Source organism: Niallia tiangongensis (genome assembly GCF_044704065.1).
Lineage (GTDB): Bacteria > Bacillota > Bacilli > Bacillales > Cytobacillaceae > Niallia > Niallia tiangongensis.
In genome coordinates, this window is sequence record NZ_CP162613.1 from 4,235,035 (window position 1) to 4,252,572 (window position 17,538).

The 17,538-nt window shown below is 36.2% G+C and carries 15 protein-coding genes, 1 pseudogene and 2 riboswitches; of the genes and pseudogenes, 4 read left to right on the plus strand and 12 right to left on the minus strand.

Features of this window, described 5'->3' with window-relative positions; genetic code table 11:
- The first annotated feature begins 103 nt into the window (after positions 1-103).
- Complete coding sequence (locus AB3U99_RS20135) at positions 104-1,738, plus strand: PucR family transcriptional regulator (RefSeq protein ID WP_400243504.1); 1,635 nt, start codon at positions 104-106, stop codon at positions 1,736-1,738.
- A 547-nt stretch (positions 1,739-2,285) separates the two neighbouring features.
- Here the strand turns inward: AB3U99_RS20135 and AB3U99_RS20140 are convergent.
- The 4 genes from AB3U99_RS20140 to AB3U99_RS20155 form a co-directional block, all read right to left on the minus strand.
- Complete coding sequence (locus AB3U99_RS20140) at positions 2,286-2,765, minus strand: hypothetical protein (RefSeq protein WP_400243505.1); 480 nt, start codon at positions 2,763-2,765, stop codon at positions 2,286-2,288.
- A 99-nt stretch (positions 2,766-2,864) separates the two neighbouring features.
- Complete coding sequence (locus AB3U99_RS20145) at positions 2,865-3,974, minus strand: GerAB/ArcD/ProY family transporter (RefSeq protein WP_400243506.1); 1,110 nt, start codon at positions 3,972-3,974, stop codon at positions 2,865-2,867.
- Positions 3,974-5,185: a Ger(x)C family spore germination protein gene (locus AB3U99_RS20150; RefSeq protein ID WP_400243507.1), complete on the minus strand. Its 1,212-nt coding sequence runs from the start codon at positions 5,183-5,185 to the stop codon at positions 3,974-3,976. Before AB3U99_RS20150 ends, AB3U99_RS20145 begins: the two co-directional genes overlap by 1 nt.
- On the minus strand, positions 5,182-6,876 hold the full coding sequence (locus AB3U99_RS20155) for a spore germination protein (RefSeq protein WP_400243509.1): 1,695 nt from the start codon (positions 6,874-6,876) through the stop codon (positions 5,182-5,184). Before AB3U99_RS20155 ends, AB3U99_RS20150 begins: the two co-directional genes overlap by 4 nt.
- Before the next feature lie 502 nt (positions 6,877-7,378).
- A riboswitch (cyclic di-GMP riboswitch) is annotated at positions 7,379-7,495 on the plus strand.
- Between the two features lie 37 nt (positions 7,496-7,532).
- Between AB3U99_RS20155 and AB3U99_RS20160 the strand changes: the two genes are divergently transcribed.
- The 3 genes from AB3U99_RS20160 to AB3U99_RS20170 all read left to right on the plus strand — a co-directional run bounded on the left by AB3U99_RS20160 (position 7,533) and on the right by AB3U99_RS20170 (position 9,025).
- Positions 7,533-7,727: a hypothetical protein gene (locus AB3U99_RS20160; RefSeq protein ID WP_400243511.1), complete on the plus strand. Its 195-nt coding sequence runs from the start codon at positions 7,533-7,535 to the stop codon at positions 7,725-7,727.
- 90 nt (positions 7,728-7,817) lie between these two features.
- On the plus strand, positions 7,818-8,219 hold the full coding sequence (locus AB3U99_RS20165) for a YkvA family protein (protein WP_400243512.1): 402 nt from the start codon (positions 7,818-7,820) through the stop codon (positions 8,217-8,219).
- 215 nt (positions 8,220-8,434) lie between these two features.
- Positions 8,435-9,025: a DUF421 domain-containing protein gene (locus AB3U99_RS20170; RefSeq protein ID WP_400243514.1), complete on the plus strand. Its 591-nt coding sequence runs from the start codon at positions 8,435-8,437 to the stop codon at positions 9,023-9,025.
- A 58-nt stretch (positions 9,026-9,083) separates the two neighbouring features.
- Here the strand turns inward: AB3U99_RS20170 and AB3U99_RS20175 are convergent, their stop codons facing one another.
- The 8 genes and pseudogenes from AB3U99_RS20175 to kdsA all read right to left on the minus strand — a co-directional run bounded on the left by AB3U99_RS20175 (position 9,084) and on the right by kdsA (position 17,498).
- Positions 9,084-10,265 (minus strand): NupC/NupG family nucleoside CNT transporter, encoded by a 1,182-nt coding sequence (locus AB3U99_RS20175; protein ID WP_400243516.1) that lies wholly within the window; start codon positions 10,263-10,265, stop codon positions 9,084-9,086.
- A 336-nt stretch (positions 10,266-10,601) separates the two neighbouring features.
- Positions 10,602-11,810, minus strand: a complete 1,209-nt coding sequence (locus tag AB3U99_RS20180) for a M20 family metallopeptidase (protein ID WP_400243518.1) — start codon at positions 11,808-11,810, stop codon at positions 10,602-10,604.
- A gap of 13 nt (positions 11,811-11,823) precedes the next feature.
- Complete coding sequence (locus AB3U99_RS20185) at positions 11,824-12,681, minus strand: MetQ/NlpA family ABC transporter substrate-binding protein (RefSeq protein WP_400243519.1); 858 nt, start codon at positions 12,679-12,681, stop codon at positions 11,824-11,826.
- Positions 12,682-12,764: 83 nt separating this feature from the next.
- Positions 12,765-13,427 carry a methionine ABC transporter permease gene (locus AB3U99_RS20190; RefSeq protein WP_400243521.1) on the minus strand — a complete coding sequence of 221 codons (663 nt, stop codon included), beginning with the start codon at positions 13,425-13,427 and terminating at the stop codon, positions 12,765-12,767.
- A pseudogene (locus AB3U99_RS20195) lies at positions 13,427-14,444 on the minus strand (methionine ABC transporter ATP-binding protein). The gene AB3U99_RS20190 and the pseudogene AB3U99_RS20195 overlap by 1 nt, the downstream one beginning before the upstream one ends.
- A 131-nt stretch (positions 14,445-14,575) precedes the next feature.
- Positions 14,576-14,686, minus strand: a riboswitch (SAM riboswitch).
- A gap of 453 nt (positions 14,687-15,139) precedes the next feature.
- Entirely contained in the window at positions 15,140-15,661 is a 522-nt protein-coding gene (locus AB3U99_RS20200; RefSeq protein ID WP_400243523.1) for a KdsC family phosphatase, read from the minus strand.
- An 8-nt stretch (positions 15,662-15,669) separates the two neighbouring features.
- Positions 15,670-16,653, minus strand: a complete 984-nt coding sequence (locus AB3U99_RS20205; RefSeq protein WP_400243524.1) for an SIS domain-containing protein — start codon at positions 16,651-16,653, stop codon at positions 15,670-15,672.
- 17 nt (positions 16,654-16,670) lie between these two features.
- Positions 16,671-17,498: a 3-deoxy-8-phosphooctulonate synthase gene (gene kdsA, locus AB3U99_RS20210; RefSeq protein WP_400248133.1), complete on the minus strand. Its 828-nt coding sequence runs from the start codon at positions 17,496-17,498 to the stop codon at positions 16,671-16,673.
- Positions 17,499-17,538 lie beyond the last annotated feature (40 nt).

Here is a 17,538-nt window from a genome sequence, read left to right on the forward strand (position 1 = left end):
TTAACTAAGATACTATATAATTTACAGATTATTCTTACTATTTTCATTTTACATGGTGTCACATGTTTTAATCTTTTATTTTACATTTAGGAGGGTACTTAAAATGGTTCTTGGCGAATTAACGGTTGAAGGAGCATTAAAACGACATACGTTCCAGCACGCGAAAGTACTGACAGGTGTAAATGGATTAAATAGGGTAATTAAATGGTGTCATATATTAGAAGTGAAGGATATCGATTTATTTATCAATGGAGGAGAATTAATTTTAACTACTGGCATCGGGTTATTAGACTCCGATAATCAAAGAAACTATGTAGATACATTGATAAATAAGCAGACAGCTGGATTATGCATTGAATTAGGCTCTTTCCTACATGAAATTCCTAGTAGCCTTTTATCTTTAGCAGAACAACATAATTATCCAATTATAATTTTTGAGAAAACGGTAAGATTTATTGATATAACCCAAGATCTCCATTCACTGTTGATTAATCGACATCATCAAAATATGTTGGATCTTGACCGCTTGTCTCAGAATTTTAATAAGCTTTCCTTACAACCAAATGGAATATTAAAAATCCTTCAGGAGCTTTCAATTTATTTCCAACGTCCTTGCTTTTTCATTACAAGCAATGAAAAATACTATTACCCTACTAATCAAGGAGAAACAGAAGCCTCCATAAGAGAATTTATAGATAACCATTTGAATGAACCAAAATCATTATCAACATTTTGTGTAAATAATAAATCGTTTAGCATGAATACAGTACAAGTATTCGAACAAGTTTGGGGCTATCTTCTTATAGAAAATAACAAATTTCCATCTACTGAGCTTACTGCCCTTATGTTAGATCGAGCATCTATTGCAATTTCTCATATTCTCCTTCGCAATCGTACGATAGAAGAAAGAAAGCAAAGTGACGAGGCAGAGCTTATCCATTCACTCCTAAATTTAGAAACCTTGGAAAGTAATCAGCTAAAGAATATTTTACCTATGTACTGTTTTTCCCATTCTTTCCGACTGATTTGCTGGCCACTACTAGAAGAAGAGCATGGGATTACTAGAAAAGGAGATGAATTTAAACTTTACCTCTTAACTTTATTACGTCCTTTTTTTAAAAAAATAGGATTTCATCCAATCATCTCCTACCGACATCAAGAATTAATAGTAATGATTTATATGAATCCCCCAAAAATAAAAAAAGTGAATTGGCAACAAATCACTGAAAAATTAACAGAACTTACGGAAGCCTACTTTCCTGCACAAGCTTTTTTTGGTATTAGTTCTATCCACCAAGAACCAATAAAAGCAAAAACTGCCTATGAAGAAGCAAAACAAATCATCCTACTAAAGCAAAAAAAATTAATTAATTGCCATCATTATGAGCAAATCGGAATCTATCATTTAGTACTTCCCTTATTAAAAACGAGCATAATTAAAGAATATATCCACATTCACCTAGGAAAAGTGATGGAGTATGATCGCTTGAATAATAGCGAGCTCCTGAAAACTCTCGCCATCTATTTAGATTGTAGCGGCAATAAAAAGGAAGCTTCCGAGCGATTATTCATCGTGCGCCAGACTCTTTATCACCGCATAGATAAGCTAGAAGGAATACTAGGTGGCAATTTTATGGATTCGTCTAATCGATTAGCAATCGAAGTTGCCATAAAAGCCTTTTACTTAGAAGAGGAAACGATGCACGTTACAGAACAAATAATTGCCGATGTAAAATAATTCGGCTTCTTTGCTTCGATCATTCTTTATTCCATATTGGAGAAATACTTTGCTAGGGAAGATGCAATTTCCTTTGTTCTTTATATAGTAAGGCGAATATTATTAGGTAGATATGCGGATTAATAGTGAAGAAGGGTAAATTCCGCTGATTTCCTTATATTCAATGGGAAAATTCGGCTTTTATGTTTGATATCAACGCCGGTTTCCCCCTTTGCTTTCTATGAATTTCAGCTTTCATTTTTGGCATGAACGCGACTTTCCTCTGCTCCTTCCAATTTTCAGCTTTCATCTTTGGCATGAACGCTGCTTTTCCTTTCTACGAGTTTCGGTTTTCATCTTAAGTATGAACACCACTTCCCCTATACTTCTTCCAAACTTCAGCTTTCATTTTTCACTACAAACACCAGCCTTCCCTCTTTTTCCATTTCCTCATCCTTTCCCCTTCTTCCTATAAAAAAATACCATTATATACCACATAAACTTTTCACCATAAAAATCAATCAAAATAGGGAGCTGCACCGTTACTAGGTTCACCTCCCTTTCTATCTTAATTACACTGAAAAGAACGAATGCGATTAGTATCTGTGCCGTAATAAGACCAGCGATTCATTCGCCAACGATATCCTGCAATGGAATGGCGGCCAACAAAAGTTGGATAGAACCAAAATCCTCGACCATTCTCTAGCCAAACATAAGTAAAACGGAACAGACAAGGTCTCATTGACCCAGAATCAACGGTAAAAGTACTTACATGCGACTGATTTAATTGTGGTGTAAAGGATGGCGGCGGTGTTGGTGGTGGTCCGTGATCTACTCCACCCCCAATATTTGGTCCATCAGGATGACCTTGGTGTCCCCCTGGACCAGCTGGCGGCATTTCACCTCCAGGAAATGATGGCAATACGCCTCCTCCGATTGGTGGTAAATGTGGAACAGCTCCTCCACCAATCGGCGAGATGATAATTCTATTTTGTTGTTGTGGAGAAGCTTGTTGAACATTATAAGGATAATACGGCTGAAAATACATCATTTTTCTCCTTTCTTTTTTGATGTATTAATCTATGCAATTCGCCCAATCAAGGTGCAAGGTTATAGCCTCTTCCTGCTTTTATAGAAAACAAATCAACTATTGCTTTACCTCATAATTTGTTTTCCATTTCTTACGAAAAACCAACCCAGCAAGCCATAATACACCAACTAATCCACCAACCGTTCCAATACTCAAATAAACCCATGGACCTTCAATAAAATGCATAGCTCGATGATGATCCTTTACCAGCCAATAGCAAGAGCCACTTAAAATGAGGCCTACAGGAATAATAACTGGACGATAATCTTTTAATCCCAATAGCTTTTGAACTGCAATGGACGAACAGAGAAACGCCATAATAATTTGAGTTAAAATCGATAAGGCAAAAAACGCAATCATAATCATTTCATAACGATGGATAAACAAACCGATTTCCGCACTTCTTGCCATTTGCATACAGGAAACAATATACTGTGCTGCAACGTCTGCCGTAAGTACTCCTGTTTCCAGAATTGGCCACATGACAATGATCATTCCCCCATAAAAAACGCCTGCTGTTGAAGATTTTATCCACGTCTGCTTGTCCTTTACTAAGGGAAGAATCATACAAACCATCATAGCAGCCATAGCATAATCTGTATTATGATGACGGCTTGCCCATACCGTTTCTTTGAATCCAGATTGAAAAACTGGCTGAAGTTCTCTTATATCAAAATTACTAAGAGATCCAAGCATTAACAAGATATTTAAAGCAATTATAGAGAATACTCCAATCAATGCCATTCTTGCTACCACTTCAATTCCAAAATGAATAGCATAAATACCTATTAAGAAGGCAGCTAAAACAAATAATATAGTGGGAGCCTCCGGCAAGAAATAGTCCTTTAAATGATAAACGAATGTTGCCATAATACTCCCATATGCTCCCACAAAAAATATAAACACAGATATAGCGACAAGTTTCCCGGGAAATTTCCCTAAAATACGGTGAAATTGATCAATTAAATCTCCCTCAGGTATACGTCTCATTACTATAACGATTAGTGTAATTAGAAGAAGTCCCTGAAAAGTGGAGAAGAAAGTTGAAATCCAAATATCTCCTTTCACTTCACGTGCCATTATTCCTTGTGTCATGCCGATGGATTTTGCATAAAGCATATTGATAATTAATGCCATTAGCATCCCATTGGATATCTGCACCTTCATTATTTCCCCTTCCTTTCTTTACCAGATATTGTAGGCTGGAATAATAATGAACCACTTTCTACATTTGCATGAATGTTAAGATTTATCTCTGCATCTGCAAATATATCTGCCCAATCATTTTTCATCTTCTTCCACTCATAAGGGTATTTATTTTGAAATACTTTTCCTAATTCTAATACATCGGATTTATATTCCTTTTGGATTTTCTCAATAGACTCATTGATATCATCATTTAATTTAGCTTCCACAGACTCTTCTACTTGTTTCACAACATCTTTATCACTTATGGAGAACGGACAGCCAGCTTCTACTACTGTAACAGTAGCATCTAGCTTTGCAGTAAAACTAACTTTATCATTTTTATAGGCTGGTTCTACATCAAATTTTTGCTTATTTAACTCGACACTAATCTCACTCTTTGGTTCTTTTGGACAAGCTACAACCACTACTCCCGAATCAATCTTATCTCTAAAAAGAAGAATTCCCTGCAATTCATCCGCTTGTAATATCCCTACTAATTTATCGTTTCTAAACACCCCTGCTCCAGATAACTCAACTTGGTTCACTTTTGCCCCTTCCTCTGGTTTAAGACTATCAATTTTTCTTTCTTCAAGGGTTAGCCTTGCAAGTATTGGCTCTGTAGACTCACTTAAATATGCTGCTAGTAAGTCTTTTATTTCCGTATGGGGTGCAAGCGTTGAAATATTGGTATATCGAAATAATTTACTTAATGCTTCCCCAGGAACTACTTCTAAACTTGTTATCGTAGATGTAATTTCACTTGCTTTATCTGGGGTAAGGGCAACCAATGTTCTCATTCGAAGTTCTGGATTTCTTGTAAAAAAATCAATAATATCTCCAATACCTTCTTTTGCTACCTCTTCATTTATAACAATAATAAAATTATGTGCCCAAAATACTCTTCGCGACGAAATGCCGGTCAAATTTCGAATCGCTGCAAAAATGGTCTCTCCCTCTGCCTCTACATTCCATGACGTTTCTCCTGATTGACCTGTAGGAGCACCAGTCTGTCCCCTGGCATCTCCTGGTCTAGAAACTTGTGCAGTAATCTTTACTGTTCCATCCTTTGACCCCTTATCAATCCCAACCGCCATAACTAAGGCAAGATCATTGATTTCTCTTTTGCCAGCACAAGCAGTTAATAATAAAGAACTAATAACTATTAAGATAAAAAACTTGGCTCGCTTCATTCCTTTCTTTTCTCTCCTTTATTGCCCCCAGTTTTCTTTTTCCATCTTCTCAATCCTGTTATATCGCTATTATCTTGGCTTTGTTTATTTGATTTAGCACCTTGTGATTGTTTTTCTGCCTCTCCTGATTCTGATTGATTATCCTTAGACATCTCTAAAGGCTTCTTCACTTGATTTGGTGGCTTTGGTTTCTGGCGGGCACCTAATTTTATCGTGTCACCATCTGCAAGCTGAGGTCTTTTTTTCATTCCCCACCAAGGAAAGCGAATAAGCGTATCCTTCTGATCATTTGGTTGAAAAGGAGTTGCTGGAGCTAAATATGATTCGCCAAAAGAACGAATACTTAGCGCATGAATTGCCAATAGAGCAAACATAACCGAAAAGCCAAGCAATCCTAGTGTTCCTGAAGCAATTAATAAAGGAAAGCGGATTAACCGTATTGAGTAGGAGGCTGAATAATTTGGTATGGCAAAGGATGATATCCCAGTGACCGCTACTACAATAACCATAAATGGGGAAACAATCCCTGCCTGAACAGCTGCCTGTCCAATAACAAGAGAGCCTACAATACTTACAGCCTGCCCAACTGGTTTTGGCATGCGGAGTCCTGCTTCTCGCATTAATTCAAAGGTTATCTCCATTAATAGAGCCTCCAAAAGGACGGGAAAAGGGACTATTTCTCTCCCAGATGCAATGGTTAATGCTAATGGAGTTGGAATCATCTCTTGATGAAAGCTTACTAGCATGACATAAATGGAAGTAAGCGTGAGACTAATAATAAAGGCAATATAGCGAATGATTCGAAAAAAGCTCCCTGCCATAAATCCCATATAATAGTCATCACTTGCCTGCAAAAATTGCCAAAAATATGTAGGAACTACTAAAACAAATGGCGTATTATCGACAAAGATGGCTACCCGTCCCTCTAACAATGCAGAAGCTACTTTATCTGGTCTTTCTGTGCTCATTACGGTAGTAAATGGGGAAAAAGGAGAATCGGCAATCATTTCCTCTATGTATCCACTTTCCAAAATCCCATCAATTTGAATACTATTTAATCGCTTCTTTACTTCATCTACTAATCCCTTTTTAACTACTCCATTAATATATGCAATATTTACATCCGTTCTAGTGCGTAATCCAATACTCATTGTTTCTAATCTGAGCTCTGGATCACGGATTCTTCTTCTAACCAGTGCAGTATTAGTACGTATATTTTCTGTAAAGCCATCTCTTGAACCACGGACAACCTGTTCTGTTTGCGGCTCATCAACACTTCTTGTGTCCCATCCTTTTGTTTGGATATGAAAAGCTTTGTGACACCCATCTACAAAAAGAATACTGTCTCCAGAAAGGATTGCTATAAGCGCCTTTTCCACTTCTTCAATCATGGAAAAGGAAGTATTCATTAAAACATGTTGTTCAATCAAAGTCTGAAGATCGGAAATCATTAATTGATTTCTTTTGACAAATTCATTTCCTTCATACATCATGGCATCTATTACTTTTTCCACATGCTCTATGCTAGCGAGCCCATCAATATAAAAAAGGACAGAGGAAACTTGTCTATTCCCTAAAAAGAAAATATTCCTTTTGACAAGGTCGACACTATCTCCCAATTCCTTTCTAATTTCCGCTATATTTTTTTCTAATTCCGTTGTGAACCTTTTGTCTTTACTTGTTGTTTCCATATCGTCCACCTTCACTTTTTACTATTATTTTCCATTAATAACCAGAAGAATTCCTATTCGCTTAACAGGAAAAGGTATAAAATGTTTATTTTTCGTATAAACAAGAGACAAGAAGCATATTTAAAGGCGGAGATATTTTGAATTTTTACCATACATGGCTATATAAAAATGTTATAAATACAGAATGGCTTTTGTGGATTATTGTTATTTTTGTTCTAGCATTTAATATATTGTCCCCAATCATCATTTGGTGCCTAATGAATGGACAATCCATCCTTAAATGGAGAAAAGGAAAGAAAAAAACGAAAGACGAGAATGGGTAATACCCTAACATCCTAATTTATTCCATAATGAGATAATATACAAAAGAGCATTCTACTATATCATTCACCTTTATTTACTTATTTATTAAATTTTTTTACCGTTAACCAACATCTATAGTTCTTTAGATACTGGTAGGATGAACTACTTCGTACTAATCTTAAGTATATAATTTAACTAATCGACGAAATGGCAAAATCATTGAAAAATGGTGACGCAAAGCTATAGGGGCTTCAGGGTATAATGGAAGAAGGAATACCTTCCAATCATTCCATGCTCTTGCCAGCCAGCTACCGAATACACCTTCGACGATTCAGATGAAGGGGCCTAGTAAATTGAATCAAGAAAACAATGATGAATTATTAATAAAACAATCATTAATTGTAAAGGAATATAGTGCTCCTATACCTGAAACTCCTGGCAATATAGGAAAAGGTTTATTTTTCGGCATATTCATAAGCATTCCTCTATGGTTTTCTTTTTTTGGTTTGCTCCGAATTTGTTTTTCATTAATTGATAAGTATATCTAACCGATAGGTAAATATTTTACTTATGCAGAATAAGGGCATATAATCATGATTAGAATAGGCATGGAAACCATTAAGAAAGGAGCTTTCATAATGGAAGATTCAAAAGAGAAATTAGAACAAGAGATAACGATAGCAGGAAAGCATTATTCCGAGGAGAAATTTTGGAAAAAACTTGCAAGGTTTGGTAAAAAGGCAGGTTCTTCTGTCGTTTATGCGGTTTTACTATTGTATTATACCTTACAAAAACCAAATGTACCTAAAAAAGTAAAGGCGACTATTATTGGAGCTTTAGGCTATTTTATCCTGCCAATTGATTTAATACCTGATTTTCTAGTTGGGATAGGCTACACAGATGACTTAGGAGCCTTAGGAATCGCATTATTTCAAGTGGCTATGTATATTGACGATGATATCAAAACTAATGCACGAACAAAGCTTACAGAATGGTTTGGTAACAAAGTGGATACAACGGATATAGATAAAAAATTGTAAAAAAAACGCTATTTGAAAAGCATTAAAATAAAGCAAGTGAAGAAAAAGGAGTTGTTTTTCTTCACTTGCTTTTCTAATATATTGATTTCTATCTGAAGCAGCTGGAATACTTCAGCTTTCCGAACGAAGGCACACAACCTAATTAAAGATTTTCAGGATAAACATTGAAGTCATGGCTAAACTATCTGTATCATAAAAATAGGATGGTGTTTCTTTTGTCTTTTATATGGCAGTCAATGATACTTATACTTTGCGGAATTTTACTACTCCGTTTGGCTGGAAGAAAATCAATTTCTCAAATGACACTGGCTCAAACGGTTATAATGATTTCTTTAGGAACCATTATTGTTCAACCGATTGTGGAAAAAAGTACTTTTAAAGCAATTATTAGTGCCGGCATTTTTGTTGTTACTATACTCATTTTAGAGTTCTTACAGCTTAAATCGAATCGATTTGAAAAGTTTATAACAGGTAAATCAAAAGTAGTGATTAATAACGGACAATTAAATATGAAAGAGCTGAAAAAATTAAGATTAACAGTAGATCAATTGGAAATGCGATTAAGAAACCATGGTATCAGTAAAATAGAAGAAATTAAGAATGCAACAATCGAAGCAAATGGACAATTAGGATTCGAATATATGGAGAACGCCAAGCCTCTAACAGTTGGAGAATTTCAAAAAATAATGCATACTTATTTTCCGTATATACAAAATCCTAATTCTACTCAAACCATGAGAAATAACAACAATATTTTTAGCGAAATAAATGAGCAGGATCAAGATAATCCTAAGTGGCTTCAATAGATAAAAAGGGACTCCCAAAAGTCAGTTGCATGACTTTCGGACAGTCCCTTTTTTAATATTATAGAAATAACCCTACGATTGTCGCTGTTAAAGTAGAAGCTAGTGTTGCTGTTAATAACATTTTCAAACCAAATTTTGCAACAATATCAGCTTTTTTCGCATTAATCGCTTGAATCGATCCAGCAATAATTCCAATACTAGAGAAGTTTGCAAAAGATACAAGGAATGTAGATACAATCCCTACTGTTTTCTCTGATAACTCCCCAATCAATGGCTGGAATTGCAGCATTGCTACAAATTCATTTGCTGCTAATTTCGTACCCATTACAGATCCAGCAGTTACGATTTCACTAACAGGTATCCCCATTATCCAAGCAACCGGTGCAAATACATATCCTAATAATCCGGTAAATCCGATGCCGAAAATACTTGTAAAGAAGCCGTCAATTAAAGCAAGTAAACCTACATAAGCAACTAACATAGCGGCAACAATTAAAGCAACGCGTCCACCATCTAAAGCACCTGCTGAGATTGCTCCAAATACAGAGTTTGTATTGGAAACATCTTTAATGTTAATTGTCTCATCTTCATCTTTTGAAATGGGAGCAACTAATGTTGCAATAATTAATGCAGATAATGCATTTAAAATCATAGCAGCCAGTACATATTGTGGAGGAATCATTTCCATATATGCTCCCATAATGGATGCAGATACAGAAGCCATGGCAGATGTACAAACAATGAATAGCTTATTTGCATTCATTGAATCTAAATGTGTTTTGATCGCAATCAGTGATTCAGATTGACCAAAAAAGATAGAGTTAATGCTGTTAAATGTCACTACCTTTGATAACCCAGTAATTTTCGCCAATGCCCCACCAATATATTTAATCGCTAGTGGCAATACTTTTATATGGGTTAATAAAGATAATAAAGTAGAAGTAAAAATAATAAGCATTAGCACATTTATAAAAAACACACTTCCGCCTTCTGGGACTAATCCCCCTGTAACGAAACTAACTCCTTCATTCCCATAGCTAAGCACTTTAGAAACTCCATTGGATGTAGCTTCTACTATTTTTAGTCCTACAGTAGTTTTAAACATTATTAGTGCAACGATAAACTCAAGCACAAATAATACGATAATAGCTTTAAAGTTAATTCCTTTTTTATCATTTGATAATAAAAAGGCAATAGCTATCGTCACGATGATACCTAATATCCCAACTAATATTGTCATAGAAAATTCCTCCTAAATAAGAAGCAATAACAATCCTTTATCGGACACACCAAACTATTTTAATATAGTTAATATGTTTTCAAAAAACATTGTTAATACATTAAAAACGATATACAGCTTTAGATATTACCTTATATTTAGACCATTGTCATCCTTTAATTAAATTACAGGTTAAATTAGTAAAATTTAAACCTTTCAAAAAATTATCTAAATATATTTAATTCCTACGATTCAAAATACTCTTCCGAAAGTCTCAGAAATAAAAAAAGCAATTTTAGACAGTATTCCCTAAAATTGCTTCCTTTTATCCTATTATATAGACTACTTTTTATCCCCTTAATTAGCATTTTCCTTTTCTCGCTTGGCAGCTTCAAATGCTTTATTAACTCTGTGTAAAAGGACACTATCTGAAAGCAAACGGTACCCAGTTGCAGCAAGTGCCTTTGCTCCCTTAATTAGGGCAGCATCCCCAATTGGAGATTTTGCTGCTTCTCTGAATTCATTCGTATGTGCAATCAAATCATCTGGCCCAATTTTAATATGAGGGTGTGCAGTGGGCACTTCATAACTGATATTGCCAGCATCAGTCGAACCTTTTCCACGAGATCTTTTTGTTACAACCGTCTCTCCAACTGCCTCTAATTCCTCTTTTAATACCTCATCTAAAATGGGATTTAAAACAAAATCCTTCACTTCATTCTGGAATCGTTCCACTTTAACAGTTGCACCTGTACTAAGGGCAGCCCCTTCAGCAATTGCACGAACTTTTGTAGCAACCTCTTCTGTTTTCTTCCACGTTTCTGCCCGAATATAGAATCGTGCAGACGCATATTCTGGAATGATATTTGGCGCATCTCCTCCGTTGGTGATAATCCCGTGAATTCGTACATCATCTGGAAGCTGTTGTCTGAGCGCATTGATGCCGACAAACAATTGGATCACCGCATCAAGAGCGTTTATCCCTTTTTCCGGTGAGCCAGAAGCATGTGCCGATTTCCCATAAAAGTGAAAATCAAGTGGATCTACAGCTAGTGTTTCACTAGTCAACGATGTTTGGCCAGAAGGATGAATCATTAAAGCGACATCCACATCCTTTAAATAACCATGTTTCACAAAGCTTCCTTTTGCACTTCCATTTGGACCGCCCTCTTCTGCAGGTGTCCCTAAAACAACGACTCTTCCACCTGTTTCAGAAAGTATTTGGGAAAGGGCAATTCCGGCTGAAACACTCGTTGTTCCAATAATATTATGACCACAAGCATGACCTAAACCAGGAAGCGCATCATACTCAGCAAGGAAGGCTATTGTTGGACCAGATATCCCGCTATCTTTTACCGCATAAAAGGATGTTTCGTGACCAGCAACGGCAATTTCCACTTTAAATCCTGCATTTGTTAGAATATCTACATGCTTTTTGCTTGCGAAAAATTCTTGATTGCCAATTTCAGGGTTTGCGTGAATTAATTGACTCGTATCAATATAAAGTTCTTTATTTACTTGAATGGATTCATGAATAAGATCAAGACCTGATAAAGTGCTGCTCATTTTCTTTTCCTCCTTAAAGTCCTATAAATTGGTTTTGTAACTCATCTTGTGGAATGTCTACCACAATGGAACCACCATTTGTATCTGCTTCAACTGCTTTAATAACATCTGCTTCGTGGTACAGCTCTACAATTTTCTGATATGTTTCATTATTTGCATCCTTCGTGCGTGCTGCAAAGATGTTTACATACGGCAATGTATTTTCATCCTTCGCATCTTCTAAGTAAATTGGATCTTTTACAGGATCAAAACCAGCTTGACCCGCAACACCATTATTAATAACAGATGCCGCTACATCTGGTAATACTCTTGGCGTTTGTTGCGCAACAATTGGCAAGATATCAAGATTTTTCGGATTTTCAATGATCTTAGACGGATCTCCAAATAATCCAAAGTCATCAGCTAATGTAATTAATCCTGCAGATTCTAGTAATTTTAAAGCACGTGCTTGGTTTGATGGATCGTCTGGAATAGCAATTTTATCGCCTTCTTTAATTTCGCTTACATCCTTCACCTTTTCAGAATAAATCCCCATAGGAGCGATAACTGTTGCCCCAATTGGTGTTAAATCCGTTTTGTTTTCTTCATTAAACTGACTTAAAAAAGCAATATGCTGAAACGAATTAATATCGATATCTCCATTTTCTAAAGCTTGATTTGGTAATGTATAGTCAGAAAACTCAACTAGCTCAATTTCGATTCCTTCTGCTTTCGCTTTTTCTTTCAAAATTGGCCAAACCTCTCCATCTGATCCAGTCACTCCTATTTTCACCTTCACTGTTTTATCTGCACTAGATGCACTATCTGACCCACATGCAGCAAGCGCCCAAATTGTTGTTAATAATAGTAAAATAGCAAAATATTTTTTCATCTCTCGTTCTCCTTTTTCAGTAAAAAATGTATAATTTTAACTTAGAAAAGCTGCAACAATCCATTCGTTAAAGCAATAATCCTTTAACGTCTCATTATTTTTCTTGATAATGTATTCCCAATCCATTGGGCAATTTGTACAAGAACGATAAGAATAATAACGGTAACAAGCATGACACTGCCATCAAAGCGCTGGTAACCATATGTCATCGCCACATGTCCCAGTCCTCCACCACCAACAGTTCCAGCCATCGCAGAAAAATCGATTAGGCTGATGGTTACAAAGGTTAAACCTAGAATAAGTGGTCCTAATGCTTCAGGAATTAACACTGTAAAAATGATTTGCAAAGGACTTGCTCCCATCGCTTTAGCGGCTTCAATAACACCAGGATCTATGCTGACTAAATTATTTTCTACTACTCTCGCAATTCCAAAGGAGGCTGCAATGGTCATCGGAAATATCGCTGCCCATGTCCCAATCGTTGTACCAACAATCGCTCTCGTTAACGGACTAATTGCTACGAGAAAGATAATAAATGGAATAGGTCGGATAATATTAATTAGGATATTGAGCAAACGGAAAACTAATTTATTTTCCAAAATATTGCCTTTCCTTGTCACAAAAAGAAGTAAACCAATTGTGATTCCTAAAATAGAGCCTAAGATAAGAGTCATAATTACCATTAAAATCGTTTCTCCTGTTGATTCCACAATACGTGGCCAAAAAGTACTCCAATCGACTTTCATTAAACAAGCACCTCCTCAACGGTTACTAATGATTCTAATTCATGAAGTACGGATAATATATTTTCCTTACTTCCTTCAAAGGATACGAGAAGATTCCCGTAAAACTTTTCTTGTAACTCACGAACAGAACCGTAAACGATATTTACATCCACATTAAACTTTCTTGTTACCTTAGAAAGAACAGGATCACTTGCTATCTCTCCTTTAAAAATCACCCTGTATAATTGTTTGCCGCCCTTATTCCTCCATTCTGCTAACAGGGTATCAGAAGGACGATCCTGCTGTACTGACTGGATAAAGCGTTGTGTTGTAGGATGCTTTGGATTAGTGAATACTTCAAACACAGAGCCATCCTCGATTACTTCTCCATTCTCCATTACTGCCAACTCGATCACATATTTCCTGAATAACATGCATTTCGTGCGTGATTAATAGAATCGTAATACCTAGATCCTTATTTACCTTTTTTAATAGACGCAGTATTTCACCCGTTGTATCAGGATCGAGTGCGGATGTTGCCTCATCACATATTAATATATCTGGAGAAGTAGCAAGGGCACGCGCAATACCGACCCGCTGTTTTTGTCCCCCTGATAATTGTTCAGGATAATCGTCTGCTTTATCAGATAACCCAACGAATTGTAAAAGCTCTGTCACTCTTTCTTTAATTTCTTTATTCGGTAGACCTGCGAGCTTTAATGGATAAGCAACATTTCCAGCTACCGTTCGAGATGTAAAGAGATTAAAGTTTTGAAAAATCATTCCGATTCTTCTGCGAAGCTTACGAATCTCTTTTGGTGATAGGGAAGCAAGATCAACCCCTTGTACTTGTACATTTCCGTATGTTGGCTTTTCTAATAAGTTAACGAGTCGTAATAACGTACTTTTTCCTGCCCCACTAAAACCAATAATGCCAAATATCTCTCCTTGTGCGATGGAGATTGATACATCCTTCACTGCGTTAACTTCACGACTGCCAAGCTTAAAGGTCTTGGCTACTTTCTGAAATTCAATCATTTGCCCTTCAACTCCTATAAAACATAAGTATCTTGTAAAGAAGAAGCAGGCTTTTAGAAGAAACAAAAAGGCCCTGCTTCTTCTTTCCAGAAAGAAAAAGCAGGGCCTTTTTAAGACAAAGAAACTACTCTTTCTCATCTTTCAAATGCTAGATTAGCATTTGCAGGAATTGGCACGGTATTTATAATAAATCCGCTGCCGAGACTTCTCAGGGCCTGTCCCTCCGTCTCTCTGGATAAGAAAAATGTTTTTATTTAATTTTGTAAGATTTGATAACAACTATAAAACTAGATAAATAAATTGTCAACTGTGTTTTTATCGTTTTTTTATTTTTATAAATTTTGTTCCTAAAGAAAAAAATATTCTAATAAAATATTTATCTATTTACAAATTATTAAATCCAGGTTAGAATTTCTGGTTTCATTTTAAATAAAACCCGTTGATTTCCGCTACAGCCAATTGCCTTCCGCGGGGAGGAATGGGAGCCTCCGCTTCAATCAACTCAGAGTTCTCAACTTCAATTTTTTTATAATAAATATCTAAAAATGCTTCACTACTTTAATATTCACTAGCTTCCCATACAAAAAATTATACAAATATAACAAAATACCAAATTTTTATCAAAATTATCGGAATAATATTTTTATAACAAAAGGGAAAGTGCTGTTTTTCCAATCGCACTTTCCCAATTCTCACTATTGTGTTATCTTTGCTTTTTTTGATAGAAATAGCTGAACTATTTCTTCTTGACTATATTTTTGCAGGAGAAGAGAATCGATCATTTCTCGAACTGCGCCGTCTCCTCCATTTGAATCTGCTACAAATGCTACATGATTTTTTACAAAATCTATCGCATTTTGGGGAGCGCATGGCCATCCTACCTTTGTTAAAATAGGAATATCGTTGAGATCATCACCCATATAGCATACTTCCTCAAACCCTATTCCTATTTCATCGATTATCTTCTGAAGTGTTTTTAACTTATCGTGAATTCCTTCAAAAACATAGTCAAATTTCAATTCTTCTGCTCTTTTTCTAACTGCTTTTGACTTCCTGCCTGTTATAATAGCAGTCTTTATCCCTACTTGTTTAGCTAGGCTAATACCCATACCATCCTGAGTATGAAAAGCCTTATACTCCGTTCCGTCTGAACCAATATATAGTCTTCCATCTGTCAGAACCCCATCCACGTCTAATACAATTAACTTAATCGCCATGTATTACTTTATATACCTAACTTCATTAAATCATGGAGATGGAGCATTCCAACTGGTTTATTATGAGGATCCACAATTGGCAGTACGGTAATTTCTTTATCCTCCATTAATTGCAAGGCTTCAGCAGCTAAAGCACCTTTTTCAATTACAATGGACGGAGCAGAGATTAAATTTTCGACATTTTCATTCATGACATCCATCGAGAGTGCAAAGGCTCTGCGGATATCTCCATCTGTAAGGACACCAATTAATTGATCTTTCTCATTAACAATCGAGGCGGCTCCTAGCCCTTGATCCGTCATCGCAAATAAAGCATCCTTCACTTTGTCTCCTTCTTGGACAATGGGGTTTTTCCTCGTATGAAAAATAATATCATCCACCTTTAATAATAATTTTCTTCCTAAAGAACCATTTGGATGATAAAGAGCAAAATCCTCTGGTCTAAACTTTCGTGCTTCTAATAAGGCAATAGCAATGGCATCTCCTAAGGCAAGGGTTACCGTTGTACTTGTTGTTGGTGCTAACCCTAACGGACATGCTTCTTCAAACTCCCCTAAGCATAAAGTAACATCTGCTTTCATTCCTAAAGTAGAAAACACATTTTTAGTAATAGCAATTAGCTTTGCTCCAATCGTTTCAATGGAAGGTAGTAATCGTAGTACTTCATCACTTTCTCCACTATTGGAAATAGCAAGCACAACATCATCTGAAGTCACCATCCCTAAATCTCCATGCAGCCCTTCAGATGGATGCAAATAGCATGATGGTGTTCCTGTGCTGGAGAAAGTCGCCTGTATCTTTCTACCAATAATGCCTGACTTTCCTATCCCCGTAACCACCACCTTCCCTTTACAGGATAAAATTAAATGAATGGCATCTTCTATTGAATCATCCAGTATATCTCTTAAATCCAATATTGCCTGTGCTTCTTTTTCTAATACGGTTGCTAATGTATCTGTATAATCGAATTTCGGCAAATTAATTTCTTGCATATAAATCACTCCCATCCTTACAGATTATTCACCAGTGCATCAATCTCCACTATTGGTTTTAACACTTCCTCTAGCTCGGCTAATTTCACCATATTTGGCCCATCAGACATTGCTTCATCAGGATTCGGATGAACCTCCATAAAAATCGAAGAGATCCCTACTGCAGCAGCAGCTCTCGATAAATATGGAACAAATTCTCTTTTCCCACCAGTTGTTGTTCCATTGCCACCTGGTATTTGAACACTATGTGTTGCATCAAAAACAATTGGTACCCCTAATTCCTGCATCGTTATAAGGGATCGCATATCCACAACTAAATTATTATAGCCAAATGTGGAACCACGTTCTGTTAATAAAATCTGTTCATTTCCGCTCTCCCTTAACTTAGTAACAACATTTTTCATATCCCACGGTGCTAAAAATTGTCCCTTTTTCACATTCACAATCTTTCCTGTTTCTGCTGCGGCAACCAATAAGTCTGTTTGTCTGCATAAAAAAGCAGGAATTTGCAAAATATCCAATACTTCTGCTGCAACGATTGCTTGGGGTCGCTCATGAACATCAGATGTAACTGGAACCTCAAATGTCTCTTTTACCTTAGCTAAGATTTCGAGACCTTTCTCCAAGCCTGGTCCTCGAAAGGAATGAATAGATGAGCGATTTGCTTTGTCATAAGAAGCTTTGAAGATAAAAGGAATGTTTAGCTTTGTTGTTAACTCCTTTAGCTGTTCAGCCGTTTCCATGACAAGTTTCTCATCCTCCATAACACAGGGACCAGCAATTAGAACAAAGGGTTCCTTGCCTCCAAAGGCAATAGTATCGTTTAATATAACTTTATGTGTAATGGTGCATACCTCCTCTATAAATTAATTCCATAAAATTATT